This is a genomic window from Lysinibacillus halotolerans, assembly GCF_003711845.1.
Taxonomy (GTDB): domain Bacteria; phylum Bacillota; class Bacilli; order Bacillales_A; family Planococcaceae; genus Ureibacillus; species Ureibacillus halotolerans.
Window position 1 is genome coordinate 1 of the sequence record NZ_RHLQ01000043.1, and the last position, 21451, is coordinate 21451.

Here is a 21451-nt window from a genome sequence, read left to right on the forward strand (position 1 = left end):
ATTTTATCAGAAGTGGTCCTTATTTTTTATTTAAAATAATCAAAGCCGGTGAAATTTTACTTATCGTAAAATTTCACCGGCTTTTCATTTCAGAGGTGGGTTTTGTCCCAGCCTCTTTTTTATTATTTATTTATAAGATTACATCTGTCTTCTAATCCTACTTTTTTCTTTATAGTAACAGTTTTAGTTTTCCCTGTTTTCGATTTACGTCCATCAACACTTATCCATTCCTGCAATTTTACTTTATAATGATTGTAAACATCTCTTGTTTGATAAGCACCTTTTTTATTTTTTGGAATACTACATGACATAGAATCAGTTATCTTCTTTGTACTAGTAAAGCTAGATTTCAAACCACTTTTAATTTCATTATAACTAAGCTCAGCATAGCTCTCCACACTCCAAGATGTTGAAGTTTCATAGGAATATGTCTTTGTAGCAGGACCATGCGTATATGCAGTTCTAGTAACCCAAGAACCGTATGTAGTTTTAATTAAAGAAGAAGAAGATTGCATCCAATAAGTGTAAGTTGGCTCATTACCACTTAAAGCCTTAGCTTCTTGGCTTGAAGTAATACTGAAACCAAAGACCATTATTAAACAACTAAAAACCAAAAATAATTTTTTCACAAAAATACCTCCAATGTTGATATTTTACAATTTTTAGGATAACAATTTTTGTATAAATTTACCAATTATTTTTGGTTATTTTTGTAAAATATTACTTTTTAACTCTTTTTAATCCTATATATATTAAAATCAAACCTATTATAATAAATAAAATAGATGGTATGTATAAAAGGTTGCTTAAATGAATAGTATCATTCACAAAATTGCCTAAATGATGAACAGCTAGACTTACCAATCTATGCATAAATAACATAAAACTACCAGTTAAAAAGAATAAAGTACCTACAATATAATTTGTATTCATAAATTTACCTCCGAATATTACTTAACTATAATTCTTACACAAGTAATCTAACTATTTCTTCTCTATTAAAAATACATTTTACTATAAACAAGTAATAATTCCTTTTTCCATTTTAATTCATCTTTTTCTTTCAAACGCTAGTTTAATACTTAATCATTTTGGTAATTCTGGGAATACGCTGTCATATTTATAATTTCAAAGCGACTTCAACATATTGTATAAATGATTTTCTTCCATCCTTTTATTATTCCTATATAATCTTATAAAGAAAAGTGTGGTAACTTTAACTTACAACTTTTGGATAAAATGGACAACCCCTTATTTGATATAAAATTCTTAAAGGAACTTATTGAAACCTTAGAGATACAGTAGAACAGCTTAATTAATAATAGTAATTACTTAGTATACGTATTGGATATTTAGTTATATTCAATCCAAATGGTGAATATCCATTAATTCATTAAATTTGAAAAAAGTTCTTCTGCCTTTATATGCGATAAAATATAGCTGGTTTACTATAGATTTTCTATATTCCGTGTCCTCTAATGCTTAACTAATTTATACCTCCAAAATAGCTAGTGTTTTTCCTTACCAGATGATTAATTTCTTCTCCAATGATTCGAATCCCTTCCTCGATTTTCCTGTTTTCTACTTGAGAGACGCTCAAACGGATGACGTTTTCTTTTTTATATGGAGGTAGGTACATGCCTGTCGCATCTTGAACAAGAACGTTTTTCTTTTTTAAAGAATTTACGAGATGGGATGCCTTCAATGGATAAGGCAATTGAATAGAAGAGTAAAATCCAGATTCGGCACCGGTGAAGGTTACTCCTTCAGGCAAATAGGTAAGGAAAGCCCTTTTCAACATCTCGCCTTTTTTCTTATAAATTGTTCTTAAATTTTGTATATGGGCATTATACATCCCGCTTTGCAAATAAATTTCCAAGGCACCTTGCGTTAAAACAGGAGAGTGGACATCGGCAGCAAACTTTGCTTTCGAAAAAAGCTCAATAAGCGACTCAGGTAAAACAGCGGCCCCAAGTCTTAAGCCAGGTAAAAGTACTTTTGAAAAACTTTTCGTATAAATGACTCTGCCAGAAGGATCGTAGGCAAACATCGGATCCGCTTTTTTCCGTGTATCAAGATCTCCCATATAATCATCCTCGATAATGAATACATCATATATTTGGGCCAATTCAACGATCTTTTTCTTTTCTTTATTTGTATAACTATAGCCGGTAGGATTATGAAATCTGGAAACAGTATAAAAGAATTTAATAGGCCGTTCTTTAAAGATTTTTTCTAATTGTTTCAAGTCGATACCTTCTTTTGTTATTTCAATCCCAACTGCATTCAGCCTTCTTGATGAAATTGACTCAATCATACTGAAATGAGTTGGCTGCTCGATACAGATTTCCTCTTTGCCATTAGGAAAGGGAAGGGCTACTAAAATATCAAGGGCTTGCTGGGAACCGGAATCGACACAAATTCTTTGTGCTGGTGCAAACACTTGAAGCGCTTGCAATTGCTTCGATAATTGGGATCTTAAAATAGATAAACCGAGGGGCTCGGCGTATTGAAACATGTCTTCTTTATACAATTCGATTGCCTGATTCATACAATGTTGATAATTACGGTAGGGCATATGCCATTTGTCAGGACCGGCAGAAACAAAATCAATCATTTCCTCTGCTTCGGAATCTAAATGACGACTGCCGACGAGATAATAACCGCTTTTTGGAACAGCATAAATTTTATGTTGCTTTTCCAATTCATTATAAGCTTTAATAATTGTATTTTTACTACATTTAAAGGCCTCTGAAAGGGCTCGGATAGACGGTAATTTCCCTCCGGGTTGAAGGCGGCCGTCAGCAATTTGTGCATGAATTTCATTCATAATTTCTTGATATTTCGTGTCCATATTTAAATTTCCACCCCTTATTTTGTATGGGTACAGATGGCGTTTTTACTATCTACCGGAAATGAATTTACCTCTTTAGTATAAAGGATGGAAGTTCCAAAAACTTCTAAAATAAGGAGGTTATTCAAATGGACAAGGTAAAGAAAGGTTCAATGAAAAAGGTTTCTAGTTTCATAGGGTTGTGTTTACTCTCAATCGTCCTTGCTTTTACTACTTTTTCTTCAACTCCAGGCGCGGAAGGTAAAAAAACGAAGGAATTGCATATTGAACAATTATTTGATGGAAGAGATGGCACGATGGTTTTGAAAAATTTAAAAAATGATCAGATGTATGTCTATAACCGTGAGAGAAGTGAAGAACGATTCACACCCGAATCGACTTTTAAAGTGCCGAATTCGTTAATCGGTTTGGAGACAGGCGCAGTAAGAGATGAGTATGAAGTGAAAAGATGGGATGGAGTGATAAGAGAATTTGAAAGTTGGAATCGGGATCACACCTTAGCCTCCGCTATAAGGGAATCCGCTATTTGGTTTTATCAAGATATGGCGCGGGATATCGGGGTAACGAACATGGAAAAGTTTGTGAATCAAATAGGGTATGGAAATAGAGATATATCTGGTGGAATCGACGAATTTTGGCTCGACAGTACATTGGAAATTTCAGCAATAGAACAAGTAGACTTTATAGAAAGCTTAGTAGAAGAAGATCTTCCTTTTACGGAAAAGAACCAAAAAACCGTCAAAAGAATTTTGATTCAAGACGAACAGGATGAGTATACGCTCCACGGTAAAACGGGAACGAGACTTTCAGATATGGGATTAGGATGGTATGTCGGCTTTATTGAAACGGAGAAAGAAACATGGGTGTTTGCTGTTAACCTAGATGGCTCTGGAACAGAATCAAAACAAATTACGGTGGAAACGTTAAAGAAAATGGATATTCTTGATGAAGAGTAATAGGTAGTAAATTTCAAATTGTTTAGAGGTCATTTTGAGCATTATTCAAATGGCTTCTTTTTTTATATAAATGCACTATATTTCTAGCAAATTAAATTTTTTGAAAAAATTTAAGTAAAAACATTTGACTAATCTCAAGTAAGTTTGTAGGATTTAATTAACTGATGAGTCAGTTAGGAGGGTGTGAATGATGCAAGATCGAATGAGAAGGCAGGATAGAAAGCAACAATTATTGGCGATTGCATTAGAATTATTTGCAACAAAAGGCTTTGAGAATACGAAAATTTCTGACATAGTAGCAAAGGCTGAAGTCTCCCAAGGGACGTTTTATTGGCATTTTGAAAGTAAAGAAGCCATTTGTTTAGAGATGTTGGAAGCTGGTCGTGTTCAAATTTTAAATGCGATCCAAATCGGATATCGTACAACGAAGGTGGATGTGAAAGATTCAGTTGTCTCTTCCATGAATATATTTGAACATATATTTCAATTTGCTGAAGAAAATCCGTTTTTAATGCAAATCATACTAAAAGGGATTCATTCACAGCCTACATTACAAGCAAAAGTGGATGAAATTAAAACGGATATGGAAGCTGCTTTTGCAAAAAATATAAGAAGGGCAAAAGAGTTGCATATGACAAATGAACACATCAATCCAGAGATGCAGGCTGTTTTTGTCATGAGTCTTCTCGAAGGGGTTTTATCGCGATGGTTATTTAAAACTTCTTCATCGAGCCAAGTATTGCAGCATCATTCACTACAACAAATTATTGAAGAGACCGTTAAATTTGAATTTTTCGGTATTTTCGGAGTCTAAAACAGGAGGGAAAAAACATGAAAAAGGCAAAATGGTTAATATCACTTGTAGCAGTTACTTCACTAATATTAGCTGCATGTGGAACAGATACAACGAAAGATTCAAAAAAAGAAGAAACAAATGCTCTTGAGCAAATTCAACAAGATGGCAAAATGACAGTTGGTATTATGGGGACATATGCGCCTTACAATTACTTAAACGAAAATAAAGAATATGATGGATTTGACGTAGATATCGCTAAAGAATTAGCTAATCGACTAGGTGTAGAAGCAGAGTTTGTCGCACAAGACTTCTCAGGTCTTATTCCAGGCTTACAAAAAGATAAATTTGATATATTAGTGAGCCAAGTAACGATTACGGAAGAACGTCAAAAACAAATTGATTTTACAGAACCATACATTACAAACCAAGTAAAAGTCATTGTAAAAGAATCCAATACAGACATTCAATCAAAAGAAGACTTTAAAGGGAAAAAAATCGGTGTTGGACTAGGTACAAATGATGAAACGTATTTACGTACAGAATTAATGCCTGAAGTTGGAGATTTTACAATTAATACGTACGACGATGTCATTACAACTTTAAAAGATTTAGATGCAGGTCGTATTGATGCAACAATTAACAATGTATATGCTTTAAAACCTGTCATTGAAGAAAACGGATATGCGATTAAAGCAGTTGGCGAACCAATCAAATCCGATAAAGCGGCCGTTGCGGTGAAAAAAGGAAATACAGAGCTTGTTGATGCATTAAATAAAGCATTAGAAGAAATGAAACAAGATGGTACGTACGAAGAAATTTTCATGAAATGGTTTGAAGAAGCACCACCAGCAGAATAAGAAAGTAGGTCACTACAATGGATTTGGTTATTGAAAATATCCCCTTTTTACTAAAAGGGGCATACTATACTTTACTTATCACAGTGGTGTCAATGTTCTTTGGTTTAATAATTGGTTTAATTACCGCGGTTGCCCGACTGAAGGGCAATCGCTTTCTACGTATGATTGCAAGAGTATACGTTTCAATTATCCGTGGAACACCGCCACTAGTTCAAATTGTCATTGTTTACTACGGTTTAGTCGACTACGGTATTGAATTTGGACCATTAACAGCTGCATGTATCGCTTTAAGTATTAATATTGGTGCTTATGTTTCGGAAGCCTTCCGTGGTGCTATTGAATCCGTACCAAAAGGTCAAACAGAAGCAGCGATTGCAACGGGGATGACCGAACGTCAAGCAATGCGCCGTATCGTAATTCCACAAGCTGTACGTTATGCAATTCCACCATTAGGAAATACCTTTGTCGGGATGTTAAAGGAAACATCACTCGTTTCAGTCATTGCAGTGACAGAATTAATGCGTTCTGCCCAACTGTTAGTATCTCAATATTATGTGTATATGCCATTTTATTTAGCAATTGCTGTCATGTATTGGATAATGAGTACGTTCTTTACGTTTATATTGCATAAAATTGAAAAACGGTTGTCTGTTTACTAAAGGGGGCGCAACGCATGATTGAGATTAAACATCTACAAAAAAACTTCGGAAAAAACGAAGTATTAAAGGACATTTCATTAACGATTCCCGCAAAACAAGTCGTAGCAGTAATTGGTCCTAGTGGTTCTGGAAAAAGTACGTTTTTAAGATGTATGAATGGGTTAGAGGCGATAACGGGCGGCACAGTCAAAGTGAATGGACATGTCATTGACCCACAAGCGCAAAGAAAAGTTTTACAAAAAGAAATACACGCCATCCGCCAAGAAACAGGGATGGTATTTCAACAATTTAACTTATACCCACATAAAACTGTTGTGGAAAATGTCATGGAAGCACTGCTCGTTGTGAAAAAAATGAATAAAGAGCAAGCCTATGTCATTGCTTCCGACTTACTTTTAAAAGTAGGTCTTGCCGAGAAAGAGGAATCCTATCCTTCTCAGCTTTCAGGTGGTCAACAACAACGGGTTGCTATCGCACGAGCCCTTGCAATGGAGCCAAAGTTAATGTTATTTGATGAACCAACATCGGCGCTAGATCCAGAGCTAGTAGGAGAAGTATTAAAAGTAATGAGGGATTTGGCGGAAGATGGGATGACAATGGTTATCGTAACCCATGAAATGAAGTTCGCAAAAGAGGTAGCGGATCGGATTTTATTTATGGCGGATGGTGTCATTGTCGAAGATGCTAATCCAGTAGAATTTTTTGAACACCCGGAAACAGAACGAGCACAAAAGTTTTTACGACAAGTTTCAGAATTTTAACTTGGAACATGAAAGGAAATGAACAAAATGCAAATTAAAGCAAAATGGCAAGGTGGACGTGCCTTTACAGCAGTTGGACCAACTGGCTATCCCATGACGATGGATGCGACAGCCAACTATGGTGGAGAAGGGAAGGCGGCAACACCAACCGAAATGTTACTTGCTTCATTAGCCGGTTGTATCGGAATAGATGTGACAATGATTTTAAAACCACATTTAGATGATATTGAAAACATAGAAATAACAGTAGATGGTGAACGTCGTGAAGAATTACCAACAGCCTTCACTGCTGCTACACTTACTTTCGTAGTAGATGGTAACATTACACCTAAAAAAGTATGGCGCGCCATTCATTTAGGGGAAGAAAAATATTGTGCCGTGTCTGCATCTTTAAAAGCTGAAATCAATTACAAATTAATTTTAAATGGCGAAGAAGTAACTGCTGAACAAGTATAATGAAAAATGATTGAAAGAGTTGTATCGTACATCTCTTTCAATCATTTTTTGTTTTAGAGCATTTCACCTGAATAGAACGAACTAGCTAATTTATCAAAGTCATATTCTTTCAGTTCCTCTAAAGTAATATTAGCGTGTGCACCTTCATGGACCATCAAGTTACTGTTTTCACCAACATGAACTAAAATAACCGGCTTATCCGTAGCATAAGCATACCCAAGTTCCCATGCTGTTCCGCTGTCTGAATAGTTTCCATGGTAAATGCCTACGACAATTTCAGCCCACTTAATATGTTTAATATCATCCATAAATGTTTCAATGGACCATTGGCGTGAACCTACCTCAGCGTTTGGCGATGCCGACTTTCTCATTGGAGAGAATACTTTTAATTGTTTCTCTGCTAAAATCTCCTCAACTTGTTCCAAATAACGAATCTCTTGATCGTTAAAAAAAGGACTAGCTAAATAAACTCTTTTCATTTCGTGTGACCCCCTGAGTGATTTTCAAAAATCACTTCATTATTAAACAATACTACGGTTAATCATAATCAAGTCTACCCATCCCTTCAATAACAATTACTTAAATAAGTTTGTTGGACGTTTTTTGAGTTGAAGGAATCATTTATTTAAAGAAATAACGAGTCCCTTGATTGAGTATTGAAATTAAAAGTGCAAATGTAGGGGAGTAAAGTTGTAGAAGGAGAAAGTCAATTTTTATTGAAGTAATAAAAATGACCGAATATATTCAAATTTTAAAAGTTTAGAAAGGAGACAGGGCGATGAAATTAAAATTGATATTATACTTATTTCTAATCTTCTGTTTCTTACCTACTTTAGTAAGTTGTGAGAATTCTAGTAGTCCGGAACCTGATATTGTTACAGATAACGCGAGTGTAGAAGGGATCATAATATTTGATAAAAAGTCAGGGAAAAAAATTCTAATTCAAGATACAAATTTTAACTACGATGATATGGAACTACCTTTAAATACTTTATTAGATAAATATTATAATAAGGTACTATTTCTGAGTTTTAAAGATGAATCACTTTTAGAACATATACAAACCGGGCAAAAAGTAAAGGTTTGGTATAGTGAAATTCTAGAATCGAATCCTCCTACTTACAAAGTTAATAAATTAGAAGTTTCAGAAAATTAAAATTAATAAATTTACAGATTATACAAATAATGGTATTATTTAATTGAAAATTCTATCAATAGGAGGTTAGGAAATGAGAAGGATTATTTCTGCAGTATTATTTGGATTGATGGCTCTCGCTATTACAGTTAGTCCAAGTTTTGCTAATACTATTTCAAATAGTAATAGCCCCTATGATTTAATTAATTCTAAAGGTCAAATTATTAAGTATTCGGATTTACAAAACCAAGTACAAAGTTATAATGTTAGTGAATCTAGAGGGAAAGTTGGAAGTGGTAAAGTTTTACCAGAAAGAGAAATACCTAAAGATCCAAATAAACCTACGATAAACTTCGGTACAGGTCAAATAATAGATGAAGATAAAGATTCTAATAGCTTTTCTCCTTTTGCAGTCATTGGTACAGATCAACGTACAAAGGTTACAGATACTACTAAAACTCCACATAAGCAAATAGCTTACGTTGAATTAGAATATGATAATTTTTATGCTGCATGTACAGGTACTTTAATTGGTAAGGATTTAGTTTTAACAAATGCTCATTGTGTGCATGATTTAGATACAGGTGAAAGTGCAGTAGGCGGTGTGGTAATTCCAGCATTAAAGGACAACCATTACTCATACGGTGCATATTTTATCCAAGATTATTATCATCCAGTCGGGTATTCAAACTCAGGAGATAGTCAATACGATTTTGCCATTCTAAAACTTGAAAAGTATGGGTCATATGATGCTGGTGATATTGTAGGATACCTTCCATATAAACAAGTAACAAACCTATCAGGAACTACGATTAAAATATATGGTTATCCAGCAGATTTAATAGAGGAAACTGGATTATACAATCAATGGGGAATGTCAGGAACTGTTAGTCAAGAGTCTACTAACTTAGCATATTATACGATTGACACTTTTAATGGACAATCTGGGTCCGCAATGCTTAATACTTCAAATCAAGTTGTCGGAGTTCATAATGCTTCATATAGATTACAGAATGGAAATGTTATAAATGGAGGCCCAAAAATGACGAAACCAATGGTAGACTTTATAACTTGGGCTTCATTACAATAAAAACGAATTTTTATATAAAAGAGCCAATAAAGGCTCTTTTTTCTTTTCTCTCACTTTTAGTCAAATTCTCAGAATTATACAATATATGTATTTATTATACAATATAGAAAGTGTCAGTCCGTTCATTTTAAAAAAGAAAAGCGAGGAGAATAAATATGAATCATTTAGAATGGGTAAAATTTGCAGAAGAAGACTTTGATTACTACTTTCAATTAGTTTCCGATGAAAAGGTGATGGAGCAAATTACTGAACGGGCTATTCCTTTCACTGAAGCCCAGGAGAACTTTCAAAAAATATTAGAACGGAATCGAAAATATGATATTTTTGGAACTTACAAAGTGTGCGAGGGTGGAAAGTTTATTGGTCTAGGCCATTTAACGTTGAATGCAACCAATGAGGAAGAAGCTGAAATCGGTTATATGATAGTGCCTGAGCATTGGGGGAAGGGTTACGGAAAGACGATTGGAAGACAATTGGTGGAACTTGCCAAAGGAACAAACGTCACAACGTTAAAAGCCATTATCGATCCGAATAATATAGCGTCTAGAAAAATTTTAATCAATCTCGGTTTTGAATCGGAAAAAGTTTGTGAAATAGACGGGTTACCGGGAGAAATTTTAAGCCGGGCAATTTAAATTGAGGAAAGAATTCAAAATTAGGCGGTGTTTTATGAAAAAAGTATTCGTAACAATTGGATTCGCTATCATTATTGCTGGAGCACTTGTATTTTACAATAAGCTCTACTATCCATCGCTACCAATAGAAACTATAAGCAAAAGGGAAGTTTTAGAGAAACTAAATACTTCTGATCAACCAATCGTTTTTTTATCAAAGGAAAATGGTCAAGAATGGTATATAGTACACACTCCAAATACATCCGAATCTGATGAAATCATTAAAGAAATGGTTAGTCAAAGTGGATGGACCTTAACAGACAAAGATGGAAGTGGACTTTTCTTTGAAAAACAAGGTGAAAAGCTGATTGTAACAACGCAAAAGTGGACTAGTGAGTATGTGTTAGTGGATATCCCGGCTGATTGGAAGGAATAGTAGAGTGGGAGGTGTTCTCTAAAAATAAGACGATGCTATTTTTTAGTTAATAAAATTCAAAATTTCCTAGAGTAATGGCCAGTTTTTAAGAAATTTAGAGTTAGAAATGCCGAACTTTAACATCAAATCGGCCAGATGTATCTTTAGCAGAAACTTACAAGGCTGCTTGTAATCCTAAATAACAAATGCAGGAGGTTTTCTAATGGATGTTCATTATTTTGAACCAATTTCCATCTTTTACTTAGTTTTAGCCCTATTAATTTTGTATCCTATTCTATTCATAATTCTACTAATATCTAGTAAAGTAAATCTTTTAGAAAATTCTTATATGGAATTTCTGCAATTTTATATGCTTACGTCATTTGGTATAGTTATGGATTAGGAGTTTATTTAGATGAATTGGAATACAATGCTGCAAATGAAACGGTGATATTTGGGAATTTCGGATATTTCCATTTAATTTTATTAGCCTTTCCATATATTTTCCTTTTATTTGGGTTTTCGTCTAAGGATAAGAGATTAAATAATTAAAGAATGAGACTAGGGCAAAATCCAAACCACCATTTTCTCGGGTAGAAAAAATGGTGGTTTTTTGTGGCTAAAAAAATGATTACTACCAAATTTTTATTTTAGATTTCGACTAGTTCTAGTCATCTCATTTTTTTATAGAGTAGATTCGTTTAATTTAAAGTAGTTCAAATTGAATAAAAGTAAAATATGAAAATAGTCTTATGGTCTAATTTGATAAATAAAGATACTGTTAATAATATACAATTCCAACAAATATTATTGCATTAAAGCAACTGAAAAGAAGGGTAATTAATATGAAAAAATTTTTAGCATTAACGAGTTTGGCGTTTTTATTAACAGGTTGTAGTCAATTTGTAGAAGGCGTTAAGGAAGGTGTCAATGAAGCGGCAGAGGCACAAGATTCAGAGCAAAAAATAAATGATTTAAAAGAACAGTTAAATAAGGAAATTCAAGTAGAGCCAGTCACTCTTCAAGAAAGTGAATACAATGAGTATATAACAGGAAAAATCGATACTTTGAAAAAAAATCAAGAAGTGATACTTGATGTGTTTAATAATAGTTCTACTATAGAAGATCCAATGTTAAAAATGGGTAATGCAGCGATTGAGAATATGAAAATTTCAAAGGAAATTCAAACTGCAACAGTGCCTGAAAAATATAAAGAAACTCATCAATACTTTGTGGATGCTACGAATAGTTATTTAGTGTATTTAGAAAAGTTAAAAGAAGGATTACTTGTAAACGAAGTAGATGTAAGTAGCGTACTTGATAAATATGAAGAAATGAATGATTTCTTAATGAAAGGTTTAACGATGCTAAACGATTTAGATCCAGAAGCGGTTGGGGATGGAACAATTACAACCGAAGATTTAGATGAATTGGATAGTTTAGCTGGTATTGACCATGATAGTGTAACACTAAATGTATCAAAGGATGGGAAAGAATTAATTGGGAAATGGTTATATGACGACAAGTCTGTAGCCATTGTATTAAATGCTGATGGTTCTTATGAAGGATATGGTAGAGGACTATATCCTAGTAAAGATAATGTAATGTTAGGAACATGGGAATATGATTTCAGAACACATCAATTACTCATCGAAAACAATGAAGTATATAAGGATGGAAAAAGTGTATCCGCAGGTAACAGAGCCAAACAGGAAATGGTTTTAACCTATTTTAAAGATGGTATTCTTCGCATGATGGATGCCCAGACGTTAGCGGAATTTAGTTTTGAAAAGCAAAAAGAGGAAAAAGAATAAATAAATCCAAATAAATGACAGTTAGACGTTTATCCAAAATGGATGAACGTCTTTTTTGTCTAATTTAAACGAAACCAATAAAGGACAAATCTATTATTTACCGAATGTTATATTTAATCACTTAATGTAAGGAGTGGTGATAGATGGTGAAATCACTTTTAAAAGGAATGGAAGGGGTTTTTATTCCCGTTAAGGATCCGAAATTTTCAGCGGCATGGTATAAAGAGATATTAGGTTTTGAGCTTGTGTATCTCGAAGAAGAGGCGGCGGTGATGAAGATTAGCGAACATTCACCTACTGTTGTTTGTCTAGTTAAAACTGCTAACCACAAGCCAATGAAGTTTCCAGAAAATCAATTTGGTGTAGGAAAATACTACAACTTCATTCCCCAAGATATCGAAGAAATGTACACATATTTAGTTGAAAAGAACGTCAAAGTAAATGAAATGGGTGGGGAAGGAACGACGAAATTTTTTACTTTCTATGATCCAGATCATAATCCTTTAGGTGTTTGCCAATAAGGAAGTTACTACATTACAGAAGGAAGGCCAAGATTTGATGACAACAATCATTAACCGTTTAAACCAAGTTCAGGAAGACGGTCATTTTTCCGGAACAGTTCTAGTAAAAAAAGAAGAAGAAATTTTAGCAATGGAAAGTTACGGATTTGCCAGTCGTTCTGAACAAATTGAAAACAAACCAGATACTCGATTCGGGATTGCATCGGGCTGTAAACTGTTTACTGCGGTCGCGATTTGTCAACTAGTGGAGGCAGGAAAACTTTCCTTTGAAACGAAGCTGCAGGAATGTTTAAAGTATTCTTTTATTCACTTCGATCAAGATATTACGGTTCATCATTTATTAACCCATACGGCTGGAATACCCGACTATTTTGATGAGGAAGTAATGGAAGATTTTGAAGAGTTATGGATTAAAAATCCGATGTACTTAATAAGGAATTTGGAAAATTTCTTACCGCTATTTCAAAATGAATCGATGAAATCGGGAGTAGGGGAAAAGTTCCACTATAACAACGCAGGATATATCTTACTGGGGCTTATTGTAGAACAAGTAAGCCAGCGTCCATTCTCTGAATATGTAAAGGAGAATATATTCAAAAGAGCGAATATGAAAGGCGCTGGTTATTTTGAAATGGATTCACTACCAGAAAAAACGGCTCTTGGGTATATTGATTTTCCAGATGGTACTTGGAAGACGAATATCTATTCATTACCAGTCAAAGGGGGGTCCGATGGAGGGGCCTTTGTGAGCGTAAAGGATATGTCAAATTTCTGGCATGCCCTGATGGATCATCAATTATTAAGGGATGAATACACTCGTAAACTACTTACACCTCACATTCAAGTAAATGAAAATAGTTATTACGGTTATGGTGTTTGGATTCAAAAAAAGGGAAATGAAATGTTCAAGTATCACATAATGGGATACGATCCGGGAGTAAGTTTTCACTCTGCCTTTTATCCTTCATTCTCCATCCAAACTGTCATTTGCTCGAACAAATCTGAAGGTGCTTTTGCCATGATGAAGGCAATTGAAGAGGAAATAGTTGCACAAAGATTAATTAAATAAGCAATAAATAGGCGTTTGTTCAAGGAGGATAAACGCCTTTATTTGTTAAAACTTTAATAATATTAAACTAAACTTGAATTTTATTAAAAATAATGTTTAAATAAAATTAAATAATGATGAAGGGGTGGTGTGATGGATAAGCACGATATTCCAAGTTGGTTATTATCTTTAGAGAAAGAAGACGTTGAATTTATTAAAAATTTCATATTAAATTCAGGTTCTTTAAAAGATATTGCAAGATACTACGAAGTTTCTTATCCGACGGTGAGAATTCGCCTGGATAAATTGATTGAAAAAATTAAAGTTAATGAAAGTACGGAAAATGAAGAATTCATTCGTTTTATTAAAAAACTATCCATCGATGATCGGATTAGTTTAGAAGATGCAAAATTAATCATTGAGAAATATAAAAAGGAGGTACAAAACAAATGAATGACTGGTATCGACTAGGCATCATTGTACTCGTATTTGCTGTTCAACATTTTTTATCGACTAGGAACGAGAGGTATTTAGGTTCTATTATCCCCATTGGATATTTAGCATTTATACTATATGTCTACACAACGGACATCGTTGATTGGTCTATTCTAAAACTAGCTTTATACTTTATTTTGGGCGAAGCATTTTTAATTGGATATTGGATTAGTGGAAGAAAAATTGTTGCCAATAAAACGCAAAAAGAATTAGAAAAAATGAAAGCTCGTGAAATTTAACTACAGTGAAATAAGCCCTAGACCAAAATAATCTAGGGCTTATTTTATTATTTTGAGCCTTTAAAAAGAAAAGTAACTACGATTTTCGTTTCAGCCGAATTGGGCATGTTTTGCAAAAACGCCCTTTGTTTTCAGTTAAATAAGATAAACAACAAGTTTTTCTATTATGTGCTGGACCGTCAAGTATACTGAAAGCATCATTTGGACCTCGGAATTTTAAAAACGGATTTTCTTTATATTCACCGAATAACATACCTTTACCTATTGCAGTAATCCAATCAAAATCCTCTTTCATATCGTCATATCTATCTGAATATTGCTTGTCGTCTAACAAGTTTTGATACATCCAAACAATGTATAGATATAAATTTTCCCACATGATCATTTTTGATATTTTTGTTGTTTTGTTAAACAGGTTAAATAAAACGTCCAGATGGTTCGCAAATATGCTCGTTAAAATTTCATTTCTCCAATTCTCCCTGTCCTGTGGTGCCGGACTTAACTTTATATTGTTAAATTTGATTGAAGGTAGCCATAACGGATCCGATTCCTCTAACGTTTGAATGGAAACGTTTTGAAAGGAAAAGTCGATTCGTTTGTTCAACACGCTCATTGAATATAGCGCGGTCAGGATGGCAAAACTATATCGTTTAACGAAAAGGGATGCAGCGACCCCAAGGTTAGCAGCTTTTGTTTTTTCTTTTATAGCCGTTAAATAAAGATGAATTTGCACTTCATCTAATAAATGACTTATTTGAATAGATAGGGGAGACGTATTCGTTATGTTAGTTAAACGAAATTTTTCCTCAAGTATTTTTAATTCATCGGGAGAGAATGTGTTCAATAGAGTTTTTCACCCCAGTCATATGTCGACCTTTCCCATATGGGACACACATAGGGGTTCCGAATATAGGATCTGCCACTACTTCACAATCTAAATGAAATACACTTTTCACTAATTCCCGATCTACGATTTCTTCCGGCTTCCCTTGGGCAAATACCGCTTTATCTTTTACCGCAATGATGTTATGGGCATAGCGACAAGCTAAATTTAAGTCGTGTAATACCATGACAATCGTTCGTTTTTCTTTTTCGTTCAGTTCAAAAAGAAGATCTAAAACTTCAATTTGATGAGTTAAATCGAGATACGTTGTCGGTTCATCTAATAAAATTGTATTTGTATCTTGGGCAAGGGTCATAGCAATCCAAGCTCTTTGTCTTTGTCCACCAGATAAAGAATCCACTAAACGATCGGAAAGCTCTGTCATCCCTGTAGAATGTAGGGCATGACGGACAATTTCTTCATCCATTGATGACCATTGTTGGTACCATTTTTGATATGGATAGCGTCCTTGTTTCACTAATTGTAAGACCGTTAACCCTTCTGGAGATACAGGTCCTTGGGGTAGCATCGCTAACTTTTTCGCTACTTCCTTTGTAGGCAGCTTCATCATCGCTTCTCCATCTAACAAAATAGCGCCACTTTGAGGCTTTAGTAATCTAGCCATTGAGCGAAGAAGGGTAGACTTCCCGCAACCATTACTTCCAATCAGAACGGTAATTTCACCATTTGGAATCGTAATGTTTAATTGGTCTAATATAATCTGTTCCCCGTAAGTTACCGTTAAATCTTTCGTTTCTAATACATGCATGATCGTTACTCCTTTTTAAGCATTTCGGTGTCTATATAAAAGATAGATAAAATAAGGCGCCCCTATCGTAGCGGTAAATACGCCAGCGGGAACTTCAATCGGTAAAAAGAGCGTTCTACCAATCGTATCAGCAAGTAACACTAAAATAGCTCCTATTATGGCGGAAAGAGGCAAAAGATTGCCAAAGGATGAACCGACTAATTTTCGAGCAATATGGGGTGCCATTAAACCGACAAACCCAATACCTCCTGCAAAGGCCACAGCACTTCCAATTAGAGCTGTACTTAGTAATAACAGCCCTAAACGCTGTCTTTCAATTTTTGTCCCAAGACCTAAAGCGATGTCTTCTCCAAGTTCTTGAATATTTAAATGTCTCGTCATCATAAACGTAATGATTAATAAGACAATGGTGATGGGCGCTAAAATTTGAACATTGTTCCAATTCGATCCATAAACGGAGCCGGTTATCCAGACATTCGCCTGACTTGCCTGAACAATCGGACCTAAAATCATAAATAAATTCGTTAACGCTTTTGTTAATGCCCATAAACCAATTCCGATTAGTACTAAACGGAAAGGGGATAGGCCGTTTTTCCATGCAAGGATATAAAGGAGAAAGGCAATAATCGTTGCTCCTATAAAGGCGGCAAGGGGCATCCAATGGATACTTACCGTTAAAACATTACTATCGTTACTAAAAAGTGCTAAAAATAACACGACCGCGACTGATGCTCCACCGGTAATGCCCGTTACATCCGGTGATGCTAATGGATTTCGAAGAATGGATTGTAAAATGGCTCCGGCTACTGCCAGACTAATCCCAACCAAAATGGATATTAAAATTCTTGGCATTCGAAAAGATTCAACGACCATCGATTCAAAACTATCACTATTCCCTAGAAGTATATTGAATACTTTCCAAGGAGAAAAATATTGCTCTCCCATCCCAGCGCTTAAAAGGAAAAGAAAGCAAAGAAAAAGAAGGAAAGAGACATTATATTTAAATGCTTTATGATCCACTAAAAAAGAGAATTTCTCCCGAAAAGCTCTTACTGAAGTATATTTTTTCATGTTACTTTCCACCTTTTCTTGCAATGTAAATAAAGAATGGTATACCGACGAGTGCCGTCATAATACCAACGGGTACTTCTTCCGGCATCAGTACATATCGTGCACCGATATCCGCTATCACAAGGAAAATTCCTCCGACGATTGCGCAGTAAGGGATCATCCATCGATAATCAATTCCTACAACCGTTCTTACAATATGTGGTACGACAATACCGATAAATCCGATGGGACCAGCAATCGCAACAGAACCACCAGCAAGTAAAATAATCGCTAGCCCCGTTACTAACTTTACAAATCCTGTCCGTTGTCCTAATCCTTTCGCTACATCATCGCCCATCGTTAAAATATTTATCTTCGAAGCTATCACTAAAGCGATTACGACCCCAATGATGATATAGGGGAGTACGGATAGTAAAATGGCTAGTTCTCTCCCTTGAACAGATCCAGACATCCAAAATAACATTTGATCCAAAGCCGATTCATCCATAACAAGTAGTCCTTGAGTTAACGAACCAAAAAGCGCTGCAATGGCGGCCCCGGAAAGGGTCATTTTAATAGGTGTCATGCTGTCCCGACCAACGGAGCCTAAAAAGTACACTAAGAGCCCTGCAATCATTGCGCCTAAAAAAGCAATCCAAGTTGTTGCTTGTAAAGAAGAGATAGAAAATAACATGAGTGCAACGACAATAAAAAAGCTCGCACCCGCGTTAAATCCTAAAATGTCTGGAGAAGCTAGAGGGTTTCTAGTTAAGGCTTGCAATAAAGCCCCAGCTATCGCCAAACTTGCCCCTACAACTGTCCCAATTAAAGCCCTCGGTAGTCGAACATCTTGAATAATGATATGTTCATTGGAGCCGTCAAAATGGCTAAAGGCATCGATTACTGTATGGAACGTTAAATCCGTATAGCCAAGAACTAGGCTTAGAAAATTTACGATTAGAAGTAAAATAACTCCTAATACTAATCCAGCTACTTTTCCATTTTTGCTATGAAGTTGCATATCGTTTTCTCCCTATGTATCTATTTATAATTTGAGAAATGGTCGAAAAAATAATAGTGATTATCATTTTCAATTACATATTGACAGAGATTATTTTATCCAATAGTATTCAGAATGTAAATGAAAATCATTCTCAAAAGGGGATAGAAAAATGATAAACTTTTTTAAGCATAGTAAACTTTTATTTTTTACTGCTTTACTATTTGTTGTCGTACTAAGTGGGTGCGGAAACAAGGCAGAAACTTCGAAGGAAGATAGTACATCTGATAAAGCATCAAGTACAGAAAGTTATACAGTTGAACACGCAATGGAGTCAACGGAAATAAAGAAAACACCTGAACGTGTGGTTATTTTAACAAACGAAGGAACAGAGGCTTTATTAGCTTTAGGCGTGAAACCAGTAGGAGCTGTAGAGTCTTGGACTGGCGATCCTTGGTATGACCATATTAAAGCGGATATGGAAGGGGTCACGAGTGTTGGTACGGAAGGTGAACCAAGTTTAGAAACGATTGCATCATTAAAGCCTGATTTAATTATCGGGAACAAAATGCGTCATGAAAAAATTTATGAACAGTTAAAATCGATTGCCCCAACAGTATTTGCTGAAGATCTTCGTGGAGATTGGAAGAAAAACTTTGAGCTTTACGCTAAAGCTGTGAACAAAGAAGAAGAAGGGAAAAAAGTAATTGGCGATTTTGATAACCGTATTGCGGATTTAAAAAGCAAATTAGGTGACCAATTACAAAAAGAAATATCGATGGTACGCTTTATGGCAGGAGATGTTCGAATCTATCATAAAGATACATTCTCTGGTGTGATATTAGATCAATTAGGATTTGCCCGTCCAGAATCACAAAATGTGGATGATTTTGCGGAAAAAAATGTAACAAAAGAACGTATACCTGCAATGGATGGAGATATGATTTTCTACTTCTCTTATGAAACAGGTGATGGTGAAGCTTCTAAACTAGAAGAAGAATGGGTGAATGATCCATTATTTAAAAACTTAAGTGCCGTTAAAGAAGGGAACATTCATAAAGTAAGTGATGAAATTTGGAATACAGCTGGAGGCGTCAAGGCTGCTAACTTAATGTTAGACGATATCGAAAAATTTTTCCTTGAAGGCAAATAAGCCTTAAAATCAAGTAAGGTATTTAGAACAAGTTCGTTCTAAATACTTTTTTGTTTTACTCAAGTTAGCCTTAACAAAGATTTTTCATGCAAAGGTAAAATCTAGTACAAGTAAAACATATATTTATTAAAAATTTTGAATTCATCTAGGAACTACTATTCATTCAATATCGTCCTATCATTATTAGCGATTTACTTAGTCGGGGACGGTTACTATTGGAAAGGTAATGGAATGAATAGAGCTTTCATCGCTGAGTTTTCCTTTTCGTAATAAGGGTATCACTATACAAAGAGGAGTGACAAGTAATGGAAGTATATGTTATTACTTTTATTGGATTAGCCCTTTTGTTTCTCTTTGTAACCTTCGGAGTTCAAATGGGCGTTGATAGTTCAAAACAAGTGAAGGCTTTAAAGACGGAATTGAAAAATATAAAAAAACAAATAAAAGAGTTAGAGGAAAAGCAAAAATAGATTGAGAAATAAAAAGTATTATTCCGCTAGAATGGAGCAGAATTCGTTTTTATAAATGCGAAAAGTAAAAGGAGCTTTTTTCATGGAAAGTCATATAATCGACCAAACAGAACGCATCAAGAAGTCATTGCGAAAATCGTGGTCTTTACAATCTAGTTCAAAATGGAGCGCGGATAATCCTGCAAAGGGCCAATGTGGAGTAACGGCATTAGTTGTACACGACATTTTAGGCGGGGAAATCAGAAAGACGAAACTACCAGATGGATGGCACTTTTATAATGTAATTAGCGGGGAACGTTTTGATTTTACAGCTTCACAATTTGAAGAAGACATCGTTTATACGGATGTTCTCTCGAACCGAGAGGAAGCCTATGCTGATACGAACGAATCACAGTACAGCTATTTAAAACAAACAGTATTCATGAACTTAAAGAATGAATCATAACCTAGGTGCTTTGCTTGAAACAGCAAGGCATTTTTTGTTCTCTTGTAATGAAAGGAAAAATGAAACAGTTAGAAGAAATAGTTATAAAGAGGAGGGAGATTAAATGGCTAATATTCAAATGATTGAGGTCAATACTGAAATGCTAGAAGGTATAGGAAGCTATTGTCTTAGAAGTAAGAAAAAATCACAAGGATACATAAATAAAAATAAATGGCTAAACAAACGATTTGAAGAAGGTTTGAAGTATATTCAATTACTAAAAAACAATAAACAAGTAGGGTTTATTGAATATACGGATGCAGAATTTTCTTCTCGAGTCGTTCACGCTGATGATTATTTAGTTATTCATTGTCTTTGGGTAAGTGAAACAGGTAAAGGTCACGGGGCTAAACTTATTAACAAATGTATTCAAGATGCAAAGAGTCGTTTGAAAAAAGGTGTCATAGTTGTAACAAACTCGGAAACTTCTTGGACACCAAGTAAAGAGATTTTTTTGAAAAACAACTTTAAGTTGGTAGATACAGCACCTTATCAATTTGAGTTGCTCGTCTATCGGTTTGAAAATAACACTTCTTTACCTACCTTTCCTACTAATTGGGAGAATCGCATACAACGATTTCAAGACCTTACAATACTCCGTTCTTTTCAATGTCCATATGTAGAAGTAGCAACAGAAAATCTAATTACCGCTGCAAATGAACTAGGATTGGATGTAAACGTAATTGATTTGAAAAATAGAGGTGAGTTAATGGAGTTATCCCCAACGCCATATGGTATTTTTTCCGTTGTCTTTAAGGGAACTCTTATTTCCTTTCATCGATTGACGATTCATTCGGTAATGAAGCGGTTAAAAGAGCTTATGGATTAAATTCATCTCATATACACTGGGACATTTGTATGGAACTTTATTTATTATGGAAAACGAAACTGTGATGAGCATATATCAAAGGATTTATGCTCTTTTTTGTTGA

At 34.7% G+C, this 21451-nt stretch carries 27 protein-coding genes; 19 read left to right on the top strand and 8 right to left on the bottom strand.

The annotated features are described in order from the left end of the window. Window positions 1-122 precede the first annotated feature (122 nt). The 3 genes from EC501_RS14390 to EC501_RS14400 all read right to left on the bottom strand — a co-directional run bounded on the left by EC501_RS14390 (window position 123) and on the right by EC501_RS14400 (window position 2854). Window positions 123-629, bottom strand: a complete 507-nt coding sequence (locus tag EC501_RS14390) for a hypothetical protein (protein WP_122972997.1) — start codon at window positions 627-629, stop codon at window positions 123-125. A gap of 91 nt (window positions 630-720) precedes the next feature. Next, window positions 721-933 carry a hypothetical protein gene (locus tag EC501_RS14395; RefSeq protein ID WP_122972998.1) on the bottom strand — a complete coding sequence of 71 codons (213 nt, stop codon included), beginning with the start codon at window positions 931-933 and terminating at the stop codon, window positions 721-723. A 553-nt stretch (window positions 934-1486) separates the two neighbouring features. After that, entirely contained in the window at window positions 1487-2854 is a 1368-nt protein-coding gene (locus EC501_RS14400) for an aminotransferase-like domain-containing protein (protein WP_122972999.1), read from the bottom strand. Window positions 2855-3006: 152 nt separating this feature from the next. Between EC501_RS14400 and blaOXA the strand changes: the two genes are divergently transcribed. From blaOXA to EC501_RS14430, 6 genes are all read left to right on the top strand, one after another. Next, complete coding sequence (gene blaOXA / locus EC501_RS14405) at window positions 3007-3810, top strand: class D beta-lactamase (protein ID WP_122973029.1); 804 nt, start codon at window positions 3007-3009, stop codon at window positions 3808-3810. Window positions 3811-3997: 187 nt separating this feature from the next. Further along, the gene (locus EC501_RS14410) at window positions 3998-4624 is read left to right on the top strand and encodes a TetR/AcrR family transcriptional regulator (protein ID WP_122973000.1); all 627 of its coding nucleotides are present in this window, start codon (window positions 3998-4000) and stop codon (window positions 4622-4624) included. A gap of 17 nt (window positions 4625-4641) precedes the next feature. Continuing rightward, entirely contained in the window at window positions 4642-5463 is an 822-nt protein-coding gene (locus EC501_RS14415; RefSeq protein ID WP_122973001.1) for a substrate-binding periplasmic protein, read from the top strand. A gap of 17 nt (window positions 5464-5480) precedes the next feature. After that, a complete protein-coding gene (locus EC501_RS14420) occupies window positions 5481-6122 on the top strand; it encodes an amino acid ABC transporter permease (protein WP_122973002.1) in 642 nt (213 codons plus the stop codon). Between the two features lie 14 nt (window positions 6123-6136). Then, window positions 6137-6883 (top strand): amino acid ABC transporter ATP-binding protein, encoded by a 747-nt coding sequence (locus EC501_RS14425; RefSeq protein WP_122973003.1) that lies wholly within the window; start codon window positions 6137-6139, stop codon window positions 6881-6883. A gap of 27 nt (window positions 6884-6910) precedes the next feature. Next, window positions 6911-7339: an OsmC family protein gene (locus EC501_RS14430; RefSeq protein WP_122973004.1), complete on the top strand. Its 429-nt coding sequence runs from the start codon at window positions 6911-6913 to the stop codon at window positions 7337-7339. A 53-nt stretch (window positions 7340-7392) separates the two neighbouring features. On the opposite strand, the gene EC501_RS14435 is transcribed toward EC501_RS14430, so the two are convergent. Further along, complete coding sequence (locus EC501_RS14435; protein WP_122973005.1) at window positions 7393-7818, bottom strand: nucleoside 2-deoxyribosyltransferase; 426 nt, start codon at window positions 7816-7818, stop codon at window positions 7393-7395. Window positions 7819-8117: 299 nt separating this feature from the next. Here EC501_RS14435 and EC501_RS14440 point away from each other — a divergent pair, with 299 nt between their 5' ends. The 9 genes from EC501_RS14440 (at window position 8118) to EC501_RS14485 (ending at window position 14710) form a co-directional block, all read left to right on the top strand. Further along, window positions 8118-8495, top strand: a complete 378-nt coding sequence (locus tag EC501_RS14440) for a DUF3221 domain-containing protein (protein ID WP_122973006.1) — start codon at window positions 8118-8120, stop codon at window positions 8493-8495. A gap of 73 nt (window positions 8496-8568) precedes the next feature. After that, window positions 8569-9564: a trypsin-like serine peptidase gene (locus EC501_RS14445; RefSeq protein ID WP_122973007.1), complete on the top strand. Its 996-nt coding sequence runs from the start codon at window positions 8569-8571 to the stop codon at window positions 9562-9564. A gap of 155 nt (window positions 9565-9719) precedes the next feature. After that, window positions 9720-10199, top strand: coding sequence for a GNAT family N-acetyltransferase (locus EC501_RS14450; RefSeq protein ID WP_122973008.1), 480 nt, complete (start codon window positions 9720-9722; stop codon window positions 10197-10199). 34 nt (window positions 10200-10233) lie between these two features. Continuing rightward, the gene (locus EC501_RS14455) at window positions 10234-10614 is read left to right on the top strand and encodes a hypothetical protein (protein WP_122973009.1); all 381 of its coding nucleotides are present in this window, start codon (window positions 10234-10236) and stop codon (window positions 10612-10614) included. Window positions 10615-11438: 824 nt separating this feature from the next. Next, entirely contained in the window at window positions 11439-12407 is a 969-nt protein-coding gene (locus EC501_RS14465; protein ID WP_122973011.1) for a DUF3994 domain-containing protein, read from the top strand. Between the two features lie 143 nt (window positions 12408-12550). Further along, complete coding sequence (locus EC501_RS14470) at window positions 12551-12928, top strand: VOC family protein (protein ID WP_122973012.1); 378 nt, start codon at window positions 12551-12553, stop codon at window positions 12926-12928. A 34-nt stretch (window positions 12929-12962) separates the two neighbouring features. Continuing rightward, entirely contained in the window at window positions 12963-13997 is a 1035-nt protein-coding gene (locus tag EC501_RS14475) for a serine hydrolase domain-containing protein (protein ID WP_122973013.1), read from the top strand. A 132-nt stretch (window positions 13998-14129) separates the two neighbouring features. Further along, window positions 14130-14429, top strand: a complete 300-nt coding sequence (locus tag EC501_RS14480; protein ID WP_122973014.1) for a DUF2089 family protein — start codon at window positions 14130-14132, stop codon at window positions 14427-14429. After that, on the top strand, window positions 14426-14710 hold the full coding sequence (locus EC501_RS14485; protein WP_122973015.1) for a hypothetical protein: 285 nt from the start codon (window positions 14426-14428) through the stop codon (window positions 14708-14710). The genes EC501_RS14480 and EC501_RS14485 overlap by 4 nt, the downstream gene beginning before the upstream one ends. Before the next feature lie 76 nt (window positions 14711-14786). Here EC501_RS14485 and EC501_RS14490 read toward each other — a convergent pair whose 3' ends face one another. Genes EC501_RS14490 through EC501_RS14505 form a run of 4 tightly spaced genes read right to left on the bottom strand, consistent with a single transcriptional unit; the run spans window position 14787 to window position 18433 of the window. Next, complete coding sequence (locus EC501_RS14490; protein WP_122973030.1) at window positions 14787-15554, bottom strand: IucA/IucC family C-terminal-domain containing protein; 768 nt, start codon at window positions 15552-15554, stop codon at window positions 14787-14789. Further along, a complete protein-coding gene (locus tag EC501_RS14495; RefSeq protein WP_122973016.1) occupies window positions 15532-16362 on the bottom strand; it encodes an ABC transporter ATP-binding protein in 831 nt (276 codons plus the stop codon). The genes EC501_RS14490 and EC501_RS14495 overlap by 23 nt, the downstream gene beginning before the upstream one ends. Window positions 16363-16377: 15 nt before the next feature. Then, on the bottom strand, window positions 16378-17433 hold the full coding sequence (locus EC501_RS14500; RefSeq protein ID WP_122973017.1) for a FecCD family ABC transporter permease: 1056 nt from the start codon (window positions 17431-17433) through the stop codon (window positions 16378-16380). Between the two features lies 1 nt (window position 17434). Continuing rightward, window positions 17435-18433, bottom strand: coding sequence for a FecCD family ABC transporter permease (locus EC501_RS14505; protein ID WP_122973018.1), 999 nt, complete (start codon window positions 18431-18433; stop codon window positions 17435-17437). A gap of 151 nt (window positions 18434-18584) precedes the next feature. Here EC501_RS14505 and EC501_RS14510 point away from each other — a divergent pair, with 151 nt between their 5' ends. The 4 genes from EC501_RS14510 (at window position 18585) to EC501_RS14520 (ending at window position 21348) form a co-directional block, all read left to right on the top strand. Then, entirely contained in the window at window positions 18585-19565 is a 981-nt protein-coding gene (locus tag EC501_RS14510) for an ABC transporter substrate-binding protein (protein WP_122973019.1), read from the top strand. Window positions 19566-19870: 305 nt separating this feature from the next. Then, window positions 19871-20035 carry a DUF5320 domain-containing protein gene (locus EC501_RS18415; protein WP_158599721.1) on the top strand — a complete coding sequence of 55 codons (165 nt, stop codon included), beginning with the start codon at window positions 19871-19873 and terminating at the stop codon, window positions 20033-20035. A gap of 82 nt (window positions 20036-20117) precedes the next feature. Further along, window positions 20118-20480 carry a YunG family protein gene (locus EC501_RS14515; RefSeq protein WP_122973020.1) on the top strand — a complete coding sequence of 121 codons (363 nt, stop codon included), beginning with the start codon at window positions 20118-20120 and terminating at the stop codon, window positions 20478-20480. Window positions 20481-20583: 103 nt separating this feature from the next. Continuing rightward, window positions 20584-21348, top strand: a complete 765-nt coding sequence (locus EC501_RS14520) for a GNAT family N-acetyltransferase (protein ID WP_122973021.1) — start codon at window positions 20584-20586, stop codon at window positions 21346-21348. The last annotated feature ends 103 nt before the right edge of the window (window positions 21349-21451 follow it).